This is a genomic window from Tessaracoccus lubricantis, assembly GCF_039544535.1.
Classification (GTDB): Bacteria; Actinomycetota; Actinomycetes; order Propionibacteriales; family Propionibacteriaceae; genus Arachnia; species Arachnia lubricantis.
The window spans coordinates 122,917-143,643 of record NZ_BAABLV010000031.1 but is presented as its reverse complement, the minus strand read 5'-3'; the positions used below and the strand labels follow the sequence as shown (position 1 = coordinate 143,643).

16 protein-coding genes and 1 pseudogene are annotated in these 20,727 nt (G+C 70.0%); 5 read left to right on the top strand and 12 right to left on the bottom strand.

The features are described 5' to 3' along the window. Nucleotides 1-141: 141 nt before the first annotated feature. The 6 genes from meaB to ABEA30_RS10055 form a co-directional block, all read right to left on the bottom strand. Nucleotides 142-1,161 carry a methylmalonyl Co-A mutase-associated GTPase MeaB gene (gene meaB, locus ABEA30_RS10080; protein ID WP_345582421.1) on the bottom strand — a complete coding sequence of 340 codons (1,020 nt, stop codon included), beginning with the start codon at nt 1,159-1,161 and terminating at the stop codon, nt 142-144. 198 nt (nt 1,162-1,359) lie between these two features. Continuing rightward, the gene (gene rfbB / locus ABEA30_RS10075) at nt 1,360-2,358 is read right to left on the bottom strand and encodes a dTDP-glucose 4,6-dehydratase (protein WP_345582419.1); all 999 of its coding nucleotides are present in this window, start codon (nt 2,356-2,358) and stop codon (nt 1,360-1,362) included. A 175-nt stretch (nt 2,359-2,533) separates the two neighbouring features. Continuing rightward, nucleotides 2,534-4,714: a methylmalonyl-CoA mutase gene (scpA, locus tag ABEA30_RS10070; protein WP_345582417.1), complete on the bottom strand. Its 2,181-nt coding sequence runs from the start codon at nt 4,712-4,714 to the stop codon at nt 2,534-2,536. 3 nt (nt 4,715-4,717) lie between these two features. After that, complete coding sequence (gene mutA / locus ABEA30_RS10065) at nt 4,718-6,589, bottom strand: methylmalonyl-CoA mutase small subunit (protein ID WP_345582415.1); 1,872 nt, start codon at nt 6,587-6,589, stop codon at nt 4,718-4,720. Nucleotides 6,590-6,743: 154 nt separating this feature from the next. Next, on the bottom strand, nt 6,744-7,622 hold the full coding sequence (gene folP / locus ABEA30_RS10060) for a dihydropteroate synthase (protein ID WP_345582413.1): 879 nt from the start codon (nt 7,620-7,622) through the stop codon (nt 6,744-6,746). 77 nt (nt 7,623-7,699) lie between these two features. Next, on the bottom strand, nt 7,700-9,121 hold the full coding sequence (locus tag ABEA30_RS10055; RefSeq protein ID WP_345582411.1) for an alpha-amylase: 1,422 nt from the start codon (nt 9,119-9,121) through the stop codon (nt 7,700-7,702). 176 nt (nt 9,122-9,297) lie between these two features. Between ABEA30_RS10055 and ABEA30_RS10050 the strand changes: the two genes are divergently transcribed. After that, the gene (locus ABEA30_RS10050; RefSeq protein ID WP_345582443.1) at nt 9,298-10,467 is read left to right on the top strand and encodes an MFS transporter; all 1,170 of its coding nucleotides are present in this window, start codon (nt 9,298-9,300) and stop codon (nt 10,465-10,467) included. A 39-nt stretch (nt 10,468-10,506) separates the two neighbouring features. Here the strand turns inward: ABEA30_RS10050 and ABEA30_RS10045 are convergent, their stop codons facing one another. Next, nucleotides 10,507-10,950 (bottom strand): hypothetical protein, encoded by a 444-nt coding sequence (locus ABEA30_RS10045; protein WP_345582409.1) that lies wholly within the window; start codon nt 10,948-10,950, stop codon nt 10,507-10,509. Nucleotides 10,951-11,033: 83 nt separating this feature from the next. Here ABEA30_RS10045 and ABEA30_RS10040 point away from each other — a divergent pair, with 83 nt between their 5' ends. Continuing rightward, nucleotides 11,034-11,549, top strand: coding sequence for a DUF6328 family protein (locus ABEA30_RS10040; protein ID WP_345582407.1), 516 nt, complete (start codon nt 11,034-11,036; stop codon nt 11,547-11,549). Between the two features lie 125 nt (nt 11,550-11,674). Here the strand turns inward: ABEA30_RS10040 and ABEA30_RS10035 are convergent. The 5 genes and pseudogenes from ABEA30_RS10035 to gndA all read right to left on the bottom strand — a co-directional run bounded on the left by ABEA30_RS10035 (nt 11,675) and on the right by gndA (nt 17,707). Continuing rightward, nucleotides 11,675-12,422: pseudogene (locus tag ABEA30_RS10035) on the bottom strand (GntR family transcriptional regulator). 166 nt (nt 12,423-12,588) lie between these two features. Next, nucleotides 12,589-13,191, bottom strand: a complete 603-nt coding sequence (locus ABEA30_RS10030; protein ID WP_345582405.1) for a histidine phosphatase family protein — start codon at nt 13,189-13,191, stop codon at nt 12,589-12,591. A gap of 16 nt (nt 13,192-13,207) precedes the next feature. Beyond that, nucleotides 13,208-15,139 carry a glycosyltransferase gene (locus ABEA30_RS10025; RefSeq protein WP_345582403.1) on the bottom strand — a complete coding sequence of 644 codons (1,932 nt, stop codon included), beginning with the start codon at nt 15,137-15,139 and terminating at the stop codon, nt 13,208-13,210. Between the two features lie 38 nt (nt 15,140-15,177). Further along, nucleotides 15,178-16,251: a PfkB family carbohydrate kinase gene (locus tag ABEA30_RS10020; RefSeq protein WP_345582401.1), complete on the bottom strand. Its 1,074-nt coding sequence runs from the start codon at nt 16,249-16,251 to the stop codon at nt 15,178-15,180. 1 nt (nt 16,252) lies between these two features. Continuing rightward, nucleotides 16,253-17,707: an NADP-dependent phosphogluconate dehydrogenase gene (gene gndA, locus ABEA30_RS10015; RefSeq protein WP_345582399.1), complete on the bottom strand. Its 1,455-nt coding sequence runs from the start codon at nt 17,705-17,707 to the stop codon at nt 16,253-16,255. A 266-nt stretch (nt 17,708-17,973) separates the two neighbouring features. Here gndA and ABEA30_RS10010 point away from each other — a divergent pair, with 266 nt between their 5' ends. From ABEA30_RS10010 to ABEA30_RS10000, 3 genes are all read left to right on the top strand, one after another. After that, nucleotides 17,974-18,618, top strand: coding sequence for a TVP38/TMEM64 family protein (locus ABEA30_RS10010; protein WP_345582397.1), 645 nt, complete (start codon nt 17,974-17,976; stop codon nt 18,616-18,618). Then, nucleotides 18,603-19,676, top strand: coding sequence for a glycosyltransferase (locus tag ABEA30_RS10005; RefSeq protein WP_345582395.1), 1,074 nt, complete (start codon nt 18,603-18,605; stop codon nt 19,674-19,676). The genes ABEA30_RS10010 and ABEA30_RS10005 overlap by 16 nt, the downstream gene beginning before the upstream one ends. Nucleotides 19,677-19,754: 78 nt before the next feature. Next, nucleotides 19,755-20,690, top strand: a complete 936-nt coding sequence (locus tag ABEA30_RS10000) for an aldo/keto reductase (RefSeq protein WP_345582393.1) — start codon at nt 19,755-19,757, stop codon at nt 20,688-20,690. Nucleotides 20,691-20,727 lie beyond the last annotated feature (37 nt).

The window sequence follows — 20,727 nt, the reverse complement described above, 5'->3', positions numbered from 1 at the left end:
TTCCTCAGGTATCCGGACGCAACGGTACTCGGGCAGTCTACCCGCAGGGATGAGGCCAACCCCATTCGCGCAGGGCGTTTTGCTGCTCGTCGGCCTCGTTCCCGACGGCGGCGCCGGCCCGCGTCGGGGCCTTGGCGCCGCTCAGGACGGGCTCCGGGACCACGGGAACGACGCGATGTTCTCCGCGAAGGACCGCAGGATCTCCGCAGACCCCTCGAGCGCCGAGAGCGACTCGTCCTCGATGCGCTGCTCCACGCCGTCGGCCACCGCGCGGACCTCCGGGGAGGTGCGCAGCGACTCCATCAGCTCGTCGCGCACCATGTTCCACAGCCAGTCGCGCTGCTGCGCCAGCCTGCGGGCCTGCAGCGAGCCCTCCTCCTCCAGTTCGCGGCGGTGCTCCGTCACGGCGTCCCACACCTCGTCGAGGCCGGCGCCGGTGTAGGACGAGCACGTCAGCACCGGTGCGCGGCGCTTCTCGTTGTCGCTGGTGATGAGCTTCATGGCGATGGTCAGCTCGCGGGCCGCGACCCGGGCGGCCTGCTCGTTGTCGCCGTCGGCCTTGGTGATGGCGATCACGTCGGCCAGCTCCAGGATGCCGCGCTTGATGCCCTGCAGTTGGTCACCGGTGCGGGCCACCTGCAGCATCAGGAAGGTGTCGACCATGCCGTGCACGGCGACCTCCGACTGCCCCACGCCCACCGTCTCGACCAGGACGACGTCGTAGCCGGCGGCCTCGAGGACCAGCATCGACTCCCGCGTGGCGCGCGCGACCCCGCCGAGGTGCCCGGCGGAGGGGGAGGGCCGGATGAACGCGGCGTCGCGCTGCGCGAGGTCTGCCATGCGGGTGCGGTCGCCCAGGATGGAGCCGCCGGTGCGAGACGACGACGGGTCCACCGCCAGCACCGCCACCCGGTGCGCCCGCTCGTCGATGAGCTTGACGCCCATCGCGTTGACGAAGGTGGACTTGCCGGCGCCCGGCACGCCGGAGATGCCGACGCGGAACGCGTTGCCGGTCAGCGGCGCGATGCGCTGCAGCAACTCGTGGGCCTGTTCGCGGTGCGCGGGCTTCAGGGACTCGACCAGCGTGATGGCCCTGGCGATGTGCCCCCTGGAGCCCTCGACGATGCCCTGGGCCAGGTCCTCAACACTCATCCTGCGCATGCTGTCGACCCTATCGCGAGGTCCTCGCGTGCAGTCGGGGACCCCGGCCGGTGTCTGCAGTGGCCCCCGTCGGCGCCGTGCCGGACGATGCCGCCGCCGGTTTCATAACAGTGGTTGATTTGGTGGTGTATCGAGTAGGCTTGGGTGACGGCGGACGAGGACCATCCCCCAATCTGGGTCCTCGTCCGCTGTCTTGCCTCACTGCCCCCTGGCCGCGTACCGCTCCTCGGTCGCCGCCTTCATGGGCCGCCACCATGCCTCGTTGTCCTCGTACCAGGTGATGGTGTCCTCCAGCCCCTCGCTGAAGACGGTGTACCGCGGCTCCCAGCCCAGTTCCTCGCGCAGCTTCGTGGCGTCGATGGCGTAGCGCAGGTCGTGTCCGGGGCGGTCGTTGACGTGGTCGTACCAGTCGGCCCCGTGGCCCATGAGCTGGAGGATCAGTTCCACGACTTCCTTGTTGCTGCGTTCGCCGTCGGCGCCGATGAGGTAGGTCTCGCCGCTTCGACCCTTCTGGAGGATCTCCCAGACGGCGGCGTTGTGGTCGTCGACGTGGATCCAGTCGCGCACGTTCTCACCGGTTCCGTAGAGCTTCGGGCGGATGCCGTCGATGAGGTTGGTGATCTGGCGGGGGATGAACTTCTCCACGTGCTGGCGCGGGCCGTAGTTGTTCGAGGAGTTGGAGATGGTCGCCTCGACGCCGAAGCTGCGCACCCACGCGCGCACGAGGTGGTCGCTGGCCGCCTTCGAGGCGGAGTAGGGCGACGACGGGTCGTACGGCGACTCGGGCGTGAACCGCTCCGCCGTACCCAGGGCCAGCTCTCCGTAGACCTCGTCGGTGGAGATGTGGTGGAGGCGCCGGCCGAACTGCCGCACGGCCTGCAGCACGTGGTAGGTGCCGAGGATGTTGGTGTCGATGAACGCGCCCGGCCCCTCGAGGGAGTTGTCGTTGTGCGATTCCGCGGCGAAGTGCACGACGGCGTCCGCCGCCTCCACCAGCTCGTTGACCAGACCGGGCGTGGTGACGGAGCCGGCCACCAGCTCGAACCGCTCACGCGGCAGGCCCGCCAGGTTGGCCGGGTTGCCCGCGTAGGTCAGGGCGTCGAGCACGACGACGGAGGCATCGGTGTGCTGGAGCGCCCAGTGGACGAAGTTGCTTCCGATGAACCCGGCCCCGCCGGTGACGAGCAGCGAAGTCATGCCGGAAGGTTACTCCTCGCCGAGCCCGCCGCTGCGTCCACGATCCGAGTGGGCGACCGACTCCCTGGGGTGCAACGAACCCCCGAGCAGCTGCTCGGGGGTCTCTGTTGTTGTGCAGGTCGGACCGCCTGGGGGTTTCGACACCGATTCGCGAGCGAATCGGGCTCAACCAGCGTCAGTCGTCGAGGCGCTCGTTCAGCTTGGTGAGCAGGTCGATCGCGGCCTCCGGGATGATCGTGCCGGGCGGGTAGATCGCGTCTGCGCCGTTGGCGCGCAGCTCGTCGAAGTCCTGGCTCGGGATCACGCCACCGACGACCACCATGATGTCGCTGCGGCCCAGCTTGTCCAGCTCCTTGCGCAGCTCGGGCACCAGGGTGAGGTGTCCGGCCGCGAGCGAGGAGGCCCCGACGACGTGGACGTCGGATTCGACGGCCTGACGCGCGGTCTCCTCGGGGGTCTGGAACAGCGGGCCTACGTCGACGTCCATGCCGAGGTCGGCATAGGCGGTGGCGATGACCTTCTGGCCACGGTCGTGACCGTCCTGGCCCATCTTCGCGATGAGGATGCGCGGGCGACGGCCCTCCTTGGTCTCGAACTCCTCGACCAGCTTGCGGGCCTTGTCCACGGCCTCGTTGCTGCCGGTTTCCTTGCTGTACACACCAGAGATCGTACGGATCTGCGCGGTGTAGCGGCCGAAGACCTTCTCCAAAGCGTCGGAGATCTCGCCCAGCGACGCCTTGGCGCGGGCCGCGTCGATCGAGACCTTCAGCAGGTTGCGGTCAGGGTCGGTCGGGTCCGGGGTGGCCGCGGCCCAGGTGACGCGCTCGAGCATCTCCTGCGTGACGGCCTCGTCGCGCTCGGCCCGAAGGCGCTCCAGCTTGGCGATCTGCGCAGCGCGCACCGCACGGTTGTCGACCTTCAGCACCTCGAGCTCATCCTCGTTGTCGAGGGTGTACTTGTTGACGCCGATGACGGGCTGGCGGCCGGAGTCGATGCGGGCCTGCGTGCGGGCCGCAGCCTCCTCGATGCGCATCTTCGGGATGCCCTGCTCGATGGCCTTGGCCATGCCGCCCGCAGCCTCCACCTCCTGGATCCGCTCCCAGGCGCGGCGGGCGAGCTGCTCGGTGAGCTTCTCGACGTAGGCCGAGCCGGCCCACGGGTCCACCGTCTGCGTGGTCTTCGACTCCTGCTGGATGAACAGCTGCGTGTTGCGGGCGATGCGGGCCGAGAAATCCGTCGGCAGCGCGATGGCCTCGTCGAGCGCGTTGGTGTGCAGCGACTGGGTGTGGCCCTGCGTCGCGGCCATCGCCTCGATGCAGGTGCGGCCCACGTTGTTGAACACGTCCTGCGCGGTCAGCGACCAGCCGGAGGTCTGCGAGTGCGTCCGCAGCGACATCGACTTCGGGTTCTTCGGCCCGAACTGCCGCACCAGGCGCGCCCACAGCATGCGGGCGGCGCGCATCTTGGCCACCTCCATGAAGAAGTTCATGCCCACGGCCCAGAAGAACGACAGGCGCGGCGCGAACTGGTCCACGTTGAGGCCCACCGACTCGCCGGCGCGGATGTACTCCACGCCGTCGGCCAGCGTGTAGGCCATCTCGATGTCGGCCGTGGCGCCCGCCTCCTGCATGTGGTAGCCCGAGATCGAGATCGAGTTGAACCGCGGCATGTTGGCGGAGGTGTAGGCGAAGATGTCGGCGATGATCTGCATCGACGGCGACGGCGGGTAGATGTAGGTGTTGCGGACCATGAACTCCTTCAGAATGTCGTTCTGAATGGTTCCGGCCAGCTGCTCGGGCTTCACGCCCTGCTCCTCGGCCGCGACGACGTACAGCGCCAGCACCGGCAGCACCGCGCCGTTCATCGTCATCGACACCGACATCTGGTCCAGCGGGATGCCGTCGAACAGCTGCCGCATGTCGAGGATGGAGTCGACGGCGACACCGGCCATGCCGACGTCACCGGCCACGCGGGGGTGGTCCGAGTCGTAGCCGCGGTGGGTGGCCAGGTCGAACGCGATCGACAGGCCCTTCTGGCCGGCGGCCAGGTTGCGGCGGTAGAACGCGTTGGACTCCTCGGCGGTCGAGAAGCCCGCGTACTGGCGGATGGTCCACGGCTGGTTGACGTACATCGTGGCGTAGGGACCACGCAGGAACGGCGGGATGCCAGGGGCGGTCTCGAGGAAGTCGAGGTTCGCCACGTCGGCGCCGCGGTACAGCGGCGGCACCAGGATGTGCTCGGGCGTCTGCCAGCCGGCGGAGTGGCCGACCTCGTGGTTGATCGCGTCGAACGCCTCCTCCGCGTTGGCCGGGACGGCCGCCGCGAAGTCGATGTCGGTAAAGCGGGGGATAGTCACTTCTCAGGCTCCCAACTTGTCGAGGGTGGTGGTGAGCAGCTCGACCACGTTCATGCCGTCGAACACGTTGCCGTCGACGGCGGCCTCGCCGCCCTCGCCCAGCTCCTTGAGCTGGCCGGCCACGAGCACGGTCTCGGCGCCGGCTGCCCGGAGGGCCTCGGCGACGGCGACGCCCTGCTCGGCGTAGACCTTGGCGGAGGAACACAGCACCGCAACCGTGGTGCCCTGTTCCTTCAACTGACGCGCGAAGTCCTCCGGCGAGGTGCCCTCGGCCAGCGGGGTGTCGATGCCGCCGACGTGGAACAGGTTGCCGGTGAAGCCCTCGCGGGCGCCGAAGTCGCGGCGCTGCCCGAGGCAGGCGAGCAGGACCTTCGGCGCGTGGCCCGCGGCGCGGGCGGCGTTGGCGCGGTCGCGGAGGTCCTCGAAGACCTGCGAGTCGCGCACCAGGCCGAGGCCGCCGAGCTCCGGGGCGGCCGGGCGGGCCTTGGCCTCCACCGGCTTCTCCTCGTGGTTCGGGAACATCGACACGCCCGTCAGGGGCAGCTTGCGGGTGGCCAGCAGCTTCGCGCGGGAGGCGTTGAGCTCGTCGAGCTGTGCCGCCACGGTGCCGTTGGCCAGCGCCTTGGCGAAGCCGTCGGCGTCGAGCTGCTGGAACACGGCCCAGGCTGCCTCGCTCAGCTGCGTGGTCGTCGACTCGACGAACCAGGCGCCGCCCGCGGGGTCGTTGACGCGGCCCACGTTGGACTCCTCGGCGAGGAGGAGCTGGGTGTTGCGGGCGATCCGGCGGGAGAACTCCGACGGCAGCCCCCACGCCGCGTCGAACGGCTGGACGGTCAGCACCTCGGCGCCGCCGACGGCCGCCGCGAACGACGACATGGTGCCGCGCAGCAGGTTGACGTAGGCGTCGTCGCGGGAGATCTGGCGCTCGGAGGTGACGGCGTGCTGGATGGCGCCGCGCTTTGCCTCGGCCACGCCGAGCACCTCGCCCACCCGGTGCCACAGGCCGCGCAGGGCCCGCAGGCGCGAGCTCGTCGCGAACTGGTTGGTGGTGGCGGAGACGCGGAACATGATGGCGTCGAACGCCTCGTCGACGGTGAACCCGGCGTCGGTCAGCGCGCGGACGTAGTCGACGCCCACCGCGACGGCGTAGGCCAGTTCGTGCACGTCGCCGGCGCCGGCGTTGTGGTAGACGGTGGCGTCCACCACCACGGGGCGGATGCCCGGGAACGGCTTGGCGAGCTCGACAGCGTCCTTCAGCACGCCGAGGTCCGCGTCGGTGCCGGCGAGTGCGGCGGCGCCGATGGGGTCGACGCCGAAGCTGCCGGTGAACGAGGCGCTGTCCTTGTCGGAGGCCTCGAGGACGGCGGCGAGCGCCTTGGCGGCGTCCAGCTGCTGCGTCCTGGAGGTCAGGTGGACGGGCGCGAGGTCCAGCAGGACGTCGGCGAGCACCGTCGCCAGGTCCTCGGGCTTGACGGCGTCGGGGTCGACGCGCAGGTAGACGGCGGTGCCGCCGCGCTCCAGGTCCTGCAGGATGAAGCGGCGCGTCTCCGCAGCGTCGGGGTCCTCGTGGAGCTGGGCGACGTGCCAGGCGTCCATCTCGCCGGTGCGCACCGTCGTGCCGCGCACGAACGGGGCCACGCCCGGGAAGCCCAGCTCGTCGGCGCCGTCCTCCTTCACGTACAACGGCTTGGTGGTCAGGCCGTCGACGGTGGTGCTGGTCAGGCGCTTGTAGGCCTGCTCGATGGTCAGCTCCGAACCCTCCGGTCGCCTTCGGTTGAGGACCTTCAGGACCTCCTTCTCCCAGTCGGCCCGGGAGGGGGTGTCGAAGTCCGCGGCCAGGCTGAGATCGGCCGCACTGGTGGCTTGATCGCTCATAGCTCTCCGTCTTTCTAGGGGGTGAAACCCACGGTTAAACCCTAGACCAGCGCCAATCCGGCGCACTGGGAGGGGCGGCGATTGCCCGGCCGGGTCGAGGTGGTAGAAAGGGAAGGGACTTTTCCCCTCGCCCCCGTCGGCCGTCTCCCGGCCGCTACCGGCCGCGGTCCGAGCGCACGGGCGGGCGGTCGCCGCGGATGGAGGCCACCATGTCCAGTACCCGGCGGGTGGCGCGCACGTCGTGCGCACGGAACACCGTCGCCCCCTGCCACGCCGAGATCGCCGTGGCCGCCAGGGTGCCCTCGAGCCGCTCGTCGGCGGGCAGGTCGAGGGTTTCGCCGACGAAGTCCTTGCGGGAGATCGCCTGCAGCACCGGATAGCCGAGCTCCACGATGCGGTGGGTGTTGGCCACCAGCGTCAGTGAGTTGAGCGTCGTCTTGCCGAAGTCGAGCGTGGGGTCGATCAGGATGCGCTCCCGAGGCAGGCCGGCGTCCTCGGCCCGCCTCGCGCCGTCCTGCAGGCCGCTGAGGACGTGCTCGACGACGGCGTCGCCGGGGCCGTAGTCGATGTTGGTGGGGTCGGTGCGCGGAGGCAGCCCGCCGGTGTGGGAGATGACGTAGCCGGCGCCGGTCTCCGCGGCGACGTGGACGAGGTCGGCGTCGGCGCCGGCCCACGTGTCGTTGATGAGGTCGACCAGCCCGTTGCAGGCCTGGGCCACCTCGGTGCGCCACGTGTCGAGCGAGGTGAGCACGGGCAGTTCGCGCAGCGCCTCGAGCACGGGCAGCACGCGCTGGATCTCCTCGGTGCCGGTGACCCAGTCCCCCTCCTGGCCCGCGCGGACGCCGCCGATGTCGATGATGTCCACGCCCTCGTCGATCATCTGCCTGGCGCGTTCGACGGCGGCGGTGGCATCGGCGTAGCGGGCGGGGCTGTAGAAGGAGTCGCTGTTGCGGTTGATGATGCCCATGACAGCTGGGCGGGACGCGTCGAAGCGCCGGCCTCCGAGGACGAGCGGCGCGGGCGTGGTGAGCATGTCGCCGAGTCTAGGGGGCAGGTGGTGGTGGTCGCGGGCGTCTTGCGGCCCTTCCCCTCCGCGCGGGGGCGGCTGGGTCAGGGGACGTAGAGGGCGACCGCGGTCATCGGCGCGACGGCAACCTTCACCCTGCCGTCGCGCACCTCGTGGGAGCAGTCGTCGGGGGCGAGCGCATCGCAGTAGGTGCCGTCGGGGAGGTTGGTGGTCAGCTCCGGCTCGATGGCCTTGGTGGAGTTGCCGTTGATGGCGATCAGGCCGAGGCTGCCGCGGTCGAAGGCGACGGCGTAGCCCTCCTGCCACACGTTCTGCGGCTCGGCGTCTCCGACGACCGCGGCCCACTGCGCCAACCCGGCGTAGGCGCGGTGCTGGCACAGCCAGGTGCCGGGCTCGGGGTACTCGATGGCTCCGGGCTCGGCGCAGTCGACTGGGGTGACCACGCCGTCGGCCTGCGGCGCGCCGGCGTCGGGGTCGCTGAACGCGTAGCCGCCGTACAGCACGGGCGTGCCGTAGGGGACGGCGAGCAGGAGGACGTTGGCCAGGTGGTACTTGTCCGGGTCCTTGTAGGACAGGGTCTGGCGGTTGCGTTCGGTGTCGTGGTTGGTGACGAAGGTGTAGGCCTGTTCGGACGGCACGTCGCCGTCGACCAGGTCGAGGGCGCGGTACACGGCGCCGCCGGGCACGATGCCCGAGACGTCCTTGGCGAACTGGAACGCGAACACCGACCCGGCGTCGAGGTAGTCCTCGGGCTGGACGGGTTCGCCGGAGCCGCGGATGACCTCCGAGATGATCAGCGGGTCGCCGTCGACCTGCTCGACGATCGCCTGCACGTCGGAGGCACGCATGTGCTTGGCGGCGTCGATGCGGAAGCCGTCCACGCCCAAGCCGACGAGGTCGTCCAGGTAGGCGACGATCTTCTCCCGGACGGCAGCGTCCTCCGTGCGGAGGTCGGCCAGGTTGCTGAGTTCGCACTCCTGGATCTGCTGCTGGTCCAGGTAGTTCTCGATGTCGCCGGAAGCGGTGTCGCAGTGGTGGAAGTCGGCGTCCGCGTAGAGGCCGGGGTAGTCGTAATGCGTGAACGCGCTACCCGCCACCCCGGTGCCCCCGTCGATGCCGGCCATGTGGTTGATGACCGCGTCGGCCACCACCTCGACGCCGGCGTCGTGGCAGGCGGCCACCATCTGCTGGAACCCGGCCCGCGTGCCCAGCTTGGACTCGAGCTGGTAGCTGACCGGCTGGTAGGACGTCCACCACTGGTCACCCTGGATATGTTCCTGCGCGGGGGAGAGGAGCACGAAGGCGAACTGGTTGGGGCCGAGGACCTCGGTGCATTCCCGGGCGACGGAGGCCCAGGGCCACTGGAACAGCTGGACGCCGACGTGCGGCGTGGCGTTCGGCGCCTCAGGGCTGGGGGTGCCCTGCCGGTCGGGTGCCTCTGCCGCCGGGGAGCAGGCGGCCAGCGCGAGGACGGCAGTGACCACGATGCCCAGTACGCGTCTCATGGGGCCGATTCTGCCCGAGGCCCGAATATATCGCTGCCCCGGAAGGCCATCGATGTGGATAATCCACATCGGGGGTCGTCCCCAGGTAGGGATAAATTCCCGAGGCCCGGGTTGCAGGCGGTTGTCCGGTCCGCAAGGGGGCAGGGCAGGGGGCCTAGGATGCGGGGGTGACGCAGATGCCCGCCCCCACCACCCGTTACGCCGCGGTGCAGGCCAGCTACTGGAGCGCCTTCTGCATGATCATCCTCTTCGCCAGCGCCTACCTGCTCGACGCCGGGCTGAGCAACGGGCAGGTCGGCGCGGTCATCGCGTGCGGCGGCGGCCTGTCGGCCGTCCTCCAGCCGGTGGTCGCCGGTGCGGCGGACCGCTCCCGTCGGGTGCCGCTGCGCGTCTGGGCCGGGTGGGTGGGCATGCTCATCCTCGTGGTCGCGGCCATCCTCGTCGTGCCCGGGCTGCACTGGCTGCTGACCGCCGTGTTCTTCGGCCTCATGATCCTGAGCATCCAGCTGCTGCAACCGCTGGTCAACGCGCTCGGCATGGGCGCGGCGGCGCGCGGCATCCCGCTGAACTTCGGCATCGCACGCGCCGCGGGCTCCGCCACGTTCGCGCTGGTCTCGGTGGTGGCCGGCTGGGTGGTGGCCAGCGCCGGCACCGTGATGGTGCCGCTGCTGGTGATCGCCTTCCAGGCGCTGTTCCTGGTGGCCACCCTGACGTTCGTCAGCCGTGGCCCCGCCACCGTCGTCGCGACCGGCGCGGAGCACGACCTCGAGCCGCCGTCGGAGCCGATGACCCCGGCGCGGTGGCGGCGCTTCTTCGCGCTGCTGGCGGGGATCACGCTGAGCATGACGTCGCACGCGATGATCAACAACTACATGCTGCAGATCATGCGCCACCACGGCGGCGACACTGGGGAGATGGGCACGGCCATCATGATCGCGGCAATCACCGAACTGCCGGTCATGGTGCTGTGGAGCAGGGTGGTCGCCCGCTGGACCCCAGGGCGCCTGCTTCAGGTGGCGGGCGTGTTCTTCACCGTGAAGACGGGCGCCACGTGGCTCGCCGCCGGGGTGGTGGGGGTGTACGCGGCACAGGTGCTGCAGACGCTGGCGTTCGCGGTGATGGTGATGGCCTCGGTGTACTACGTGGAGCGCATCCTGCCCGCCCGCGACCGCACCCGCGGCCAGGCCTTCATGACGATGACCTCGTCGGGCGGCTCGGTGCTCGGGTCGCTGACCGCCGGCGTCCTGCTCGACGCCACCAGCGTGCCGGCCATGCTGCTCGTGGGCACCCTCATCGCGGCGGTGGGTGCCGTGTTGACGGTGGTCGCCGTCGAGTCCCGGATCTAATTTCGATCGGCCGCGGTTGCCCGCGGCGTGTGTGAGGCGTCAGCTGCCGCTTGGTGCGGTGGGGCCGTCGGTCACCTCGGTCGGCGTGGCCTGGAACTGCATCAGCCGCTCGTTGACCGAGGCGAGGACCTCCGCCGTCTCGGCGTTGAGGGCCTTCATCGCACGGCGGCGGGCCTTGCCGGAGTTCGCGTTCCACGCCAGTTCGCCGCGCATCCGCAGCGCCTGGGCCTGACGGCGCCAACCGTTCGGCTCGACGGCCTGCGGGAACGTCTCCTCGACCGCCTCCGCGGCCACGTCGATGGCGTTCAGCTTGGCCTCGAAGCGGAGCTTCGGGTTCTCCGAGTTCGTCGCCTCCTTCAACTTGGCCACGGCGCCGTCGATGCTCTCCGAGATTTGTGGGTTGTCACGCAGCGCACCCAGCAGCGCCGTGGTGGCCGCGATGACACCGGAAGCCGTGGTCAGGATGAGGCGGATCTTGCTCATGGAGACATTTTACGGGCCAGCGGAAGCACTTCGGGGTCCGCGAACCATGGGCCCACGGACCAGCCCGGAAGTACGCTTGGCGGATGCCGAACACGCAGCCAGAGCCCGAGGACATCGGGCGTGACGAGGAGCCGGAGCACAAGCGGCTCGACCGGCACTGGAACGAACTGCTCCAGGAACTGCGGGTCACCCAGGGCGGCGTGCAGATCCTCGCCGGTCTGTTGTACACGCTGCCCTTCCAGGCGCGGTTCGAGGCCGTCGACATGGCGCAACGTTGGGTCTACCTCGGCGCGGTCTCTGCCGCGACGCTGAGCGCGGCGCTGCTGATCGCGCCGGTGGCGTTCCATCGGGTGCTGTTCCGCCGTCGGCTGCGCCCCGAACTGATCCGCGCCTCAGCCCTGGTGACCAAGCTGGGCCTGGCGCTCCTGGCGCTGTCGTTGGCGCTGGTCGTGGCGTTGGTGTTCAGCGTCGTGGCGGGCTGGGACGCGGCGTTCATCAGTGCGGCCGTCGCCGGGGCGTTCTTCGTCGTGGTGTGGCTGATGCTGCCGCTGAGGTGGGCCTCGGGCTACCCGGAACACGAGGACGAGGCGACCGTTTAGGGAGCGGTTTCCTGAGCCGCGAGCTCTGCGAGCGGTCGAAGGACGGCTGGCGTGTCGTTGGGCTGGTTGTCGTGTTTGGGGCCCTTCGACCGGGCGCGGGGCGCCCGGCTCAGGGACCGGCGACGCTAGGCGAGCACCGTCTGGTCGTAGGAGTACATGGACGCGCGGTACACGTGCATCCCGAACTCGACGGCGCGGTGCTGCTCGTCATAGGCCGTGCGCTGCATCGTCAGCAGCGCGCTGCCGGCGGGCTCGTTGAGGAGCCGACCCTCCTCGGCGGTGGCCAGCCGGGCGCCGATCTGCTGGTAACCCACGGACACCTTGATGTCGCGCTCGCGGAGGCAGGCGTAGAAGCCCTTGTCCGCCAGATCCTCGCGGGTGGGGGCGATGGCGGCCGGCAGCCAGTTCTGCATCAGGGCCAGGGGCTCGTCGCGCAGCATCCGCAGCCGCTTGAAGTAGACGACGTCCGTCCCCACCTCGAGGTTCAACGCCGCGGCGATGCCCGGCGTGGCGGGCTCCTGCAGCCATTCCAGGACTGTGGTGGTCGGGTCGACGCCCGACTTCTCCAAGTCGTCGTTGAGGGAACTGAGCGACATGGGCCGGTGCACCCGCATCGGCGTGACCTGCGTGCCGGCCCCCCGCCGCCTGACGATGAGCCCCCCGGTTGGTGAGCGTCTCCATCGCGCGGCGGGCCGTGGGCCGGGACACGCGCAGGCGGGCAGCCATCGAGACCTCGTCCTCGAGGCGGGTGCCGGGGGCGATGTCGCCCGACTCGATGAGATGTGCCAAGGGCTCGGCGATCTGCGCGTGGAGCGGCACGGCGCTCTCGCGGTCGATCGTAATGTCCACTACATATGGCTTTGTGTTAGGCATGGTGCTGATGACCCAACTTCCGTGTTTCCCCTAGGCAGCCCGCCGTTGGGCTGATCGTGCACCATTCTAGAAGCAATAACGTTTTCAGGGCAGCCAGAATGTGCTGAGCAATTGTCCATGGACAAAGACGCTGTCCAAAACGACCGGGGAGTCGCTGGAGTGGGGCTCAGTTGGACGTGGCCCCGACGGTGAAGTCGCCCCAACGCTCGATCCTCCAGCCGCCCTCCGACGATCCGTTGAGCACGATCCACTGGGTGTTCTTGAGCGGCGGGGCGTTGTCGAAGCCGATCTCCGGGTCCTGCCAGATGGCCCACACCCGCAGCGCCGCACCGTGGCTGACCAGCGCGACGTGCTCGTCGCCGGCCTGCTCCATGGCGGCGACCGCGTTGCTGAAGCGGGTCATGAACTCGCGTGCCGTCTCGCCGCCCTCGAGGCCGATGTCCTGGTTCTCGGGGTGCCAGGTGTTGAGGATGCCGACGTAGTTGGTCCAGTCGGTGCTCATCTCCTCGACGCCGGCGGCGATCTCTTGGATGCCGTCGACGATGATGGGCTCCAGCCCGCGCGACTTCGCCAGCGGAGCGGCCGTCTGTTGCGCGCGGATCAGGGTGGAGGCGTACAGCACGTCGATCCGCTCGTCGGCGATCGCCTCGACGAGGGCTTCGGCCTGCGCGAGCCCCGTCTGGTTCAACGGTGCCCCCGGGTGGGCGGTGTCGAGCTGGCGGTTGACGTTGGAGTCTGTCTCCCCGTGACGGATCAGGATCAGGCGCATGTGAGGCAGCCTATCCTCACGGCAGACGGGGCACGCCGCCGCGTAGGCCAGTCGAGGTGAGGATGGTGTCGGGCTGGCCGCCGCTGTGGGTGATGTGGTGCTCGTCGTGCACCGTGAGCTGGGTGCGGTGGTGGCGCAGCGCCTCCAGGACGCGCGGGCGGTAGCGCTCCAACTCGACCCACACGTCTGCCTTCGCCCGGTCAGGGGTGAGCGAGGCGTACGGGATGCCGACCTCCGCGGCCGCGGCCCTGGTGAGGTGGTGCAGCCGCACGTGGTCGGGGTGGCCGTAGCCGCCGTCGTCGTCGTAGCTGACGGCGAGGTCGGCGTGCGTGCGGCGGAGGAACGCCGCGATGTCGGCGACGGCCTCCGCATCGTCGGCGGCGAAGAGCGAGCGTTCGTCGGAGGAGTCCGCCGGGCCCGCCACGTGTTCCGTGACCCACTGCATGCCGGAGTCCAGGTAGCGCCGCGGCTCCCGCCCCGCCGCGCGGGCGGGCGGCATGCCCAGGTAGGCGTGGACGGCGACCCCGAGGGAGTCGACGGCGCCGGCCAGTTCGGCCTCGCGGCGGCGCTCCAGCTCGGCCGTGCCCGCCAAGCCGGACAGCGGGCCGGGGACGACCTCACCCATCTCGCCGCGGGTCGCGGTGAGCAGCGACACCGTGACGCCCTCCTCGGCCAGGTGCGCGATGAGCGCCCCCGAGGCCAGGGTCTCGTCGTCGGGGTGCGCATGCACGAACGCCACCCGCTGCACCCGGCCCTTCGCCAGCGCGCGCCGGTAGTTCTCGACGGTGTGCTGGGCCGCGTGCGCCCACGTCATGCGCTCGGCGCGCTCGCGGCCCGTGCGGCCGAGTTCCTCGCGCCGGGCCGGGTCGCGCAGGAGGGGGAGGAGTTGCGCGGCCCAGTCGTGCGGGTTGTGCGTGGGGACCAGCAGGCCGGTGTGGGTGTTGCAGATGGCCTCCGTGAGGCCGCCGGCGGCCGCTGCCAGCACGGGCACCCCGGACGCGGAGGCCTCGAGCGCCACCAGCCCGAACGTCTCCGAATGTGACGGCACCAGCAGCACCGACGCGTGGCGCATGAGCTGCGCGAAGGACTCGCGGTCCTGGCCGGGCAGGAAGGTGACCCTGTCCTGGAGGCCCATCTCCTCCACCAGCCCGTGCAGCTCCGCCTCGTAGGCGGCGAAGTCCTCGGACACCTGGCCCACGACGACGAGGCTGGGCCGTTCGGCCGCGGGCAGGAGGGCGAGCGTGCGCAGCGCGACGTCGGGTGCCTTCAACGGCTGGAGGCGGGCGGCGAACAGCAGGTAGCCGGGCTCGACGGCGGGGCTGGGCGTCCACGCCTCGCCGGGCGCGGCAGGGTGGAAGAGGTCGACGTCGACGCCGGGCTGCACGATCGCGACGCGCTCGGGGTCGGCCTGGCAGCGGCCGATCACGACAGCCGCCTCGTGGTGCGACACGGCCAGGATGAGGTCTGACTCGCGCGCGCAGTGGATCTCGCCGTCGAGCCGAGCAGGCGACTCCGGCGGCTCGCCGTCGCGCAGCGGCGAGTTCGGGTGTGCCGCGACGGAGTGGTAGGTCATGACGTGCGGGATGCCGGCCGCGCGGGCAAGGGGGATCGCGGCAACGCCGGACATCCAGTGGTGGGAGTGCACCAGGTCGAAGTCATCGAGGCTGCCGAGGTTGGCGCGGAACTCGTCGATGTACTGGTCGATCCCGCTCTTGGGCAGCGGCCGCGCCGGCCCGGCGGCGACGTGGTGCAGGACGATACCGTCGTCGAGCGTGGTGGTGTCGGGCTGGTCCGGCGAGGACCGGCGGGTGAAGAACTCGACCTCCACCCCGGAGGCCCTCTGCAGGGCGGTGGCGAGGGCGCGGATGAGCACGTTCATCCCCCCGGCGTCGGCGGTGCCCGCCCGTTCGGCCGGTGAGGTGTGCATGGAGATGAACGCGACGCGCATGCCAGTGAGCTTATCGGGGCGCGCCCCCGTTACCGGCGTCAGCGCTGGACGCGGGCGTTGCCCTCCCAGATCGACCAGACCTGTGCCTCGTCGGCGGGGGAGCCGAAGTCGTTGGTCGACGTGGCGGCCAGCGCCCCCGTCGCCCATCCGAACTGCATGCTCTTCTCGGCCGGCCAGCCGCTCAGCAGGCCGTAGAGGACGCCGCCGATCGATCCGTCGCCGCCACCGATGCGGTCGAGGACGTCGATGTCGCGCAGTTGGGCGACGTGGAAGTGGCCCTCGCCCCACAGGATCATGCCCCAGCGGTGGTGGTTGGCGGAGACGACCTCGCGCAGCGACGTGCCGATGTACGACGCATCGGGGTAGCGCTCGGAGATACGGGCGATCATGGCCTTGAAGCTGCCGATCTCGTCGTCGATGTCCTCGCCTCCGGCCTCCGGCCCCGGGATGCCGAGGCAGAGCTGGAAGTCTTCCTCATTGCCGTAGAGGATGTCGCAGAGCTGGGCGATCTCGTGGAACGCGGCGTGCAGCTCGTCCTCGCGGCCCTTCCAGAAGGAGGCCCGGAAGTTGAGGTCGAAGCTGATCGCGGTGCCATGCTGCTTCGCCGTGCGGGCCAGCTCGACGCAGAACTGCGAGGTCTTCGGCGACAGGGCCGCGACCAGGCCGGACAGGTGCAGGATCTTCACGCCCTCGTCGGCGAAGAGCTTGTCGAGGTCGTAGTCGGCGATGTCGAGGTCAAGGCCCACCTCGCCGGCGCGGTCGTTCCACACGCGGGGCGCGCGGCCGCCGTAGCCGGAGTCGGCGATGTTGAACTGGTGGCGGTGGCCCCACGCGTCGCCCTGAGGCACGGCCGGCCCCTCGTAGGCCATGCCGCGGGCCCTGAGGTCGGCGCGGATGAACGCCGAGATCGGCGAGCCGTCGACGAAGCGCGTGAGCACCTTGACCGGCATGCCCAGGTGCGACGGCACGGACGCGACGTTGGTCTCGGCCGAGGTGGCCGTCATCAGGAAGCGGTTCGAGCTGTGCACCGGCTGCCGGTTCTCCGGCGTGATGCGCACGCCCATGGAGGTGGGAACGACGAGTGCCCAGGTGGCGTCTTCCCGCAGCTGCATGTCAGGCCTCGACTTCCTTGCGGTCCTCGGTGGCCCACAGCACGTGGAAGCTGCCCTCGGAGTCGACGCGCTTGTAGGTGTGGGCGCCGAAGTAGTCACGCTGGCCCTGGATCAGCGCAGCGGGCAGGCGGTCACTGCGCACGCCGTCGTAGTAGGACAGCGAAGACGAGAACACGGGGGCAGGCACGCCGTGCAGCGCTGAAAGACTGACGACCCTGCGCCACGACGGCAGCGCGGCGACGACCTTGTGGTGGAAGTAGGAGTCGCCGATGAGCAGCGGAAGGTCGGCGTTTGCCTCGTAGGCGCGGGTCACCTCGCCGAGGAAGCGGGCGCGGATGATGCAGCCGGCGCGCCAGATGCGGGCCATGTCGCCCAGGCTGATGTCCCAGCCGTATTCGGCGGCCGCGGCCTGGATGAGGTTGAAGCCCTGGCTGTAGGCCACGAGCTTGGAGGCGTACAGGGCCTGGCGGACGTCCTCGATGAAGGCGTCGCGGTCCTGGACGTCCCAGTCGGCGGCCTCGGCCGCGAACTCGCGGGCGCCCTCGCGTTGCACCGGCGACGACGACAGGCCACGCGCGAACGTCGCCTCGCCGATGCCGGTGACCGGCACGCCGAGCGTCAACGCCGTTTGGGTGGTCCAGGCGCCGGTGCCCTTCTGGCCGGCGGCGTCCACGATCACGTCGACGAGCGGCTTGCCGCTGCGGGCGTCGACCCGACGCAGCACCTCGACGGAGACCTCCATGAGGTAGGAGTCGAGGTCGCCCTCGTTCCACTCGGCGAAGATGTCGGCGATCTCGGCAGGCGTCAGGCCCAGCGCGCGGCGGAGGAGGTCGTAGGCTTCGCCGATCACCTGCATGTCGGCGTACTCGATGCCGTTGTGGACCATCTTGACGAAGTGGCCGGCGCCGTCGGCGCCCACGTGCGTGCAGCAGGGTTCGCCGTCGACGTGCGCGGAGATCGACTCCAGCATGGGCCCCAGACGCTTGTAGGACTCGACGGAGCCGCCGGGCATGATCGACGGGCCGAGGAGGGCGCCCTCCTCGCCCCCGGAGACGCCGCACCCGACGAAGTGCAGGCCGCGCTCGCGCAAGGCAGCCTCGCGACGGCGGGTGTCGGAGAACAGTGCGTTGCCGCAGTCGACGATGATGTCGCCCTCGTCCATGCGCGAGGCGAGCTCCTCGATGACGGCGTCGGTGGCTGCCCCGGCCTGGACCATGATGATCGCGACGCGGGGTGAGCTCAGCGAGGCGACGAAGTCGTCCATCGACCCGGCGGGGATGAAGGTGCCCTCCTCGCCGTGCTCGGCCACGACGGCCTCGGTGCGGGAGGCGGTGCGGTTGTGGATTGCCACCTTGTGGCCGTGACGTGCGAGGTTGCGGGCCAGGTTCTTGCCCATGACGCCCATGCCGGTGACGCCGATGTCTGCGCTGGACGGGGTGGGGGTGGCGAGTGCCATCGCGTGCTCCTTCAAGGGGTCGGGTGGCTCCAGTATGTCGCGGTCGATGGTTTGGGCCCAACGGTGGCCGTGCGGAATCTCGCATCCGCCCGGGGCGACAACCCTGAGCGAACCCCGAGGAAATGCGACTTAGGTTGGGGGCCGAACAAGACGTTGGCCGGATGCCCGGGGCGCGACACGTGATCGAGGATGGACGCATGACGACTCTTGAAGCCTCGGGCATGCACACTGATCAGGGGAGCATTGTCCCGACACAAGGGGAGGCCATGGACGAGCCGCTGGAGCATGAAGATGTCACGGCACCGGCCGACCCCGCACATGCCCGGCACCTGAAGACGATCTTCCACGCCATGACGCTGCTGGGGCTGGCCGGGGTGGCCACGCTGGTGGTGCTGGGCTTCACCAGCGGCGTCCTCACGTCGGTGGCCTCGTTGCGGGAGTTCGTCGACGGCTTCGGCGTGCTCGCCCCGCTGGCGTTCATCGCCGCCGGCTCGCTGGAGTCGGTGTTCCCGGTCATCCCCGGTTCCGGCACCATCATCTCCGCGCCGATCATCTTCGGCCACGTCGAGGGGACGATCTACGCGTACCTCGCCACCGTGCTGGGGTCGATCGTGGTGTTCTTCATCTCGCGGCACGTGGGCCGCGACCTCGCCTTCGCCCGGTTCTCGGAACGCACGCTGGCGCGCTACGGGAAATTGCTGGACCATCCAAAATTCACCAAGTATTTTGCGATCGCGATTGCACTCCCGTTGGCCCCGGACGACGTACTGTGTTACTTGGCCGGGCTCACCGCGATGCGGTGGCGCACGTACCTGTTGATCATTGTCCTGTGCAAGCCGTGGGGAGTGCTGTTGTACACAACTGGCGTGATGGCCATCCTGAGGGCGGTGTTCCCATGGCTGGGACTCTGATGACCACGACGGAGGCGCGCCCCCTCGGTGGGCTGCGCGTGTGCCTGTACTCGGGCGCGGGCAAGCTGATGGAGCGCAGCGGCGTGGGGTCCGCGATGCGGCACCAGGCAAAGATGTTGCGCAACCTGGGCTCCCAGTTGGTGAAGCTGTGGAAGCGTCCCGACATCGTGCAGCTCAACACGATCTTCCCCGACTCGGTGCTCGTGGGCCTCATGGCCAAGGCGCTGGGCATCCCCGTCGTCGTGTTCGCACACTCCACGCGTGAGGACTTCGAGCAGTCCTGGGTGGGTGCCCGCACGTTCGCGCCCCTGTTCGAGAAGTGGCTGGGCGTCGTGTACCGGCGTGGCGACGTCGTCGTCACCCCCACCCCCTACTCCCGCGGCATCATCGAGAACTACCGCATCACCGCCCCCATCCGGGTGCTCACCAATGGCGTCGACACGCGCTTCTTCTCCGGTGGGGACGAGGCGAGGGGCCGGTTCCGCCGCAAGCACGGCATCGCGTCGGACCGTCGCGTGGTGCTGAGCGTGGGGCACCTCATGGTGCGCAAGGGCATCCTCGAGTACGTCGACCTGGCGCGCTCCATGCCGGATGTCGACTTCTTCTGGGCCGGTACCGCGCCCAACGCGGCCATGACCCCCGACGTGCGGGCCGCGCTGGCGAACACGCCGGCCAACCTGCACCTCCTGGGCCACATCCCGCCTGACGAGGTGCGCGACGCCTACGCCGGCGCAGACCTGTTCTGCTTCATGTCGCACGAGGAGACGCAGGGCATCGTGGTGCTCGAGGCGCTGTCCAGCGGCGTGCCGGTGCTGGTGCGCGACATCCCGGTGTACGACGGCTGGCTCCACGAGGTGGCCGTGCACCGGGCCGCCACCACCGAGGAGTTCGAGGCCTCGGCCCGGGCGATCCTCTCCGGCGAGGCGCCAGACCTGACGGAGGCGGGCCGACTCCTGGCCGCGCAGCACGACCTCCTCGAGGTGTCGACCGACCTCGCGGCCGTGCACCGCGACCTGCTCGCGCGGCACGCGGGCCACCGTCGCGCCATCGAGGCCTGAGCCCCGCGCGGGCGGGGCCCTCGGTAATAGGCTGGGGGCGACAAGCCCGCCGGCGGTGCGGGCGGCGAAGGAGCACCCATGAAGAAGTTCACCCTCGGCACGACGGACCTGGAGGTCCCCGCCGTCGTCACCGGCGTCATGCGCATCCAGGACAAGACGGACGACGAGGTACGCGCGCTGTACACCGCCTCCCGGGAGGCGGGGATCAACTTCTTCGACCACGCCGACATCTACGGCTCGGCGCCCTACCACGGGTGCGAGAAGCGGTTCTCGGAGGCGCTGCGGTTGTCGCCGTCGGAGCGGGGCGAAATCATCCTGCAGACGAAGGCCGGCATCAACAAGGACGGCCCGTTCTTCGACTTCTCCTACGGGCACCTCGTGCGCCAGGTCGACGACTCGCTCAAGGCGCTGGACACCGACTACATCGACGTGTTCCTGCTGCACCGGCCCGATGCGCTGGTCGAGCCGGAGGAGGTGGCACGGGCGCTCGACGAGGTGGTCACCGCCGGCAAGGTGCGCCACGTGGGCGTCTCCAACCACACGCCGAACCAGGTCGAGCTGCTGCGCCGCTACGTGCGCCAGCCCTTCGTCGCGAACCAGCTGCAGTTGTCGATCACGCATGCGCCGATCGTCGCGCAGGGCGTGGCCGCCAACATGGTGGACGTGAAGCAGTCGCCCAGCCTGGACCTGGGCATCCTCGACTACTGCCGCCTGCACGACATCACCGTGCAGGCGTGGTCTCCGTTCCAGGCCGCGTTCTTCAACGGCGTGTTCCTCGGCAGCCCCGAGTACCCCGAGCTCAACGAGGTGATCGACCGCCTGGCCGCGAAGTACGGCGTCGCGCCGGAGGGGATCGCGACGGCGTGGATCACGCGCCACCCGGCCAACATCCAGGTGGTGCTCGGCACGACGACCCCCGAGCGGGTCACGAAGGCGGCCGCAGGGGCCGACGTCGAACTGACGCGTCCCGAGTGGTACGAACTGTTCAGGGCCGCGGGCTACCTCGTCCCCTGACAGCCCAGCTACCCCCGCCCCCTCGTTTTGTGCGTCG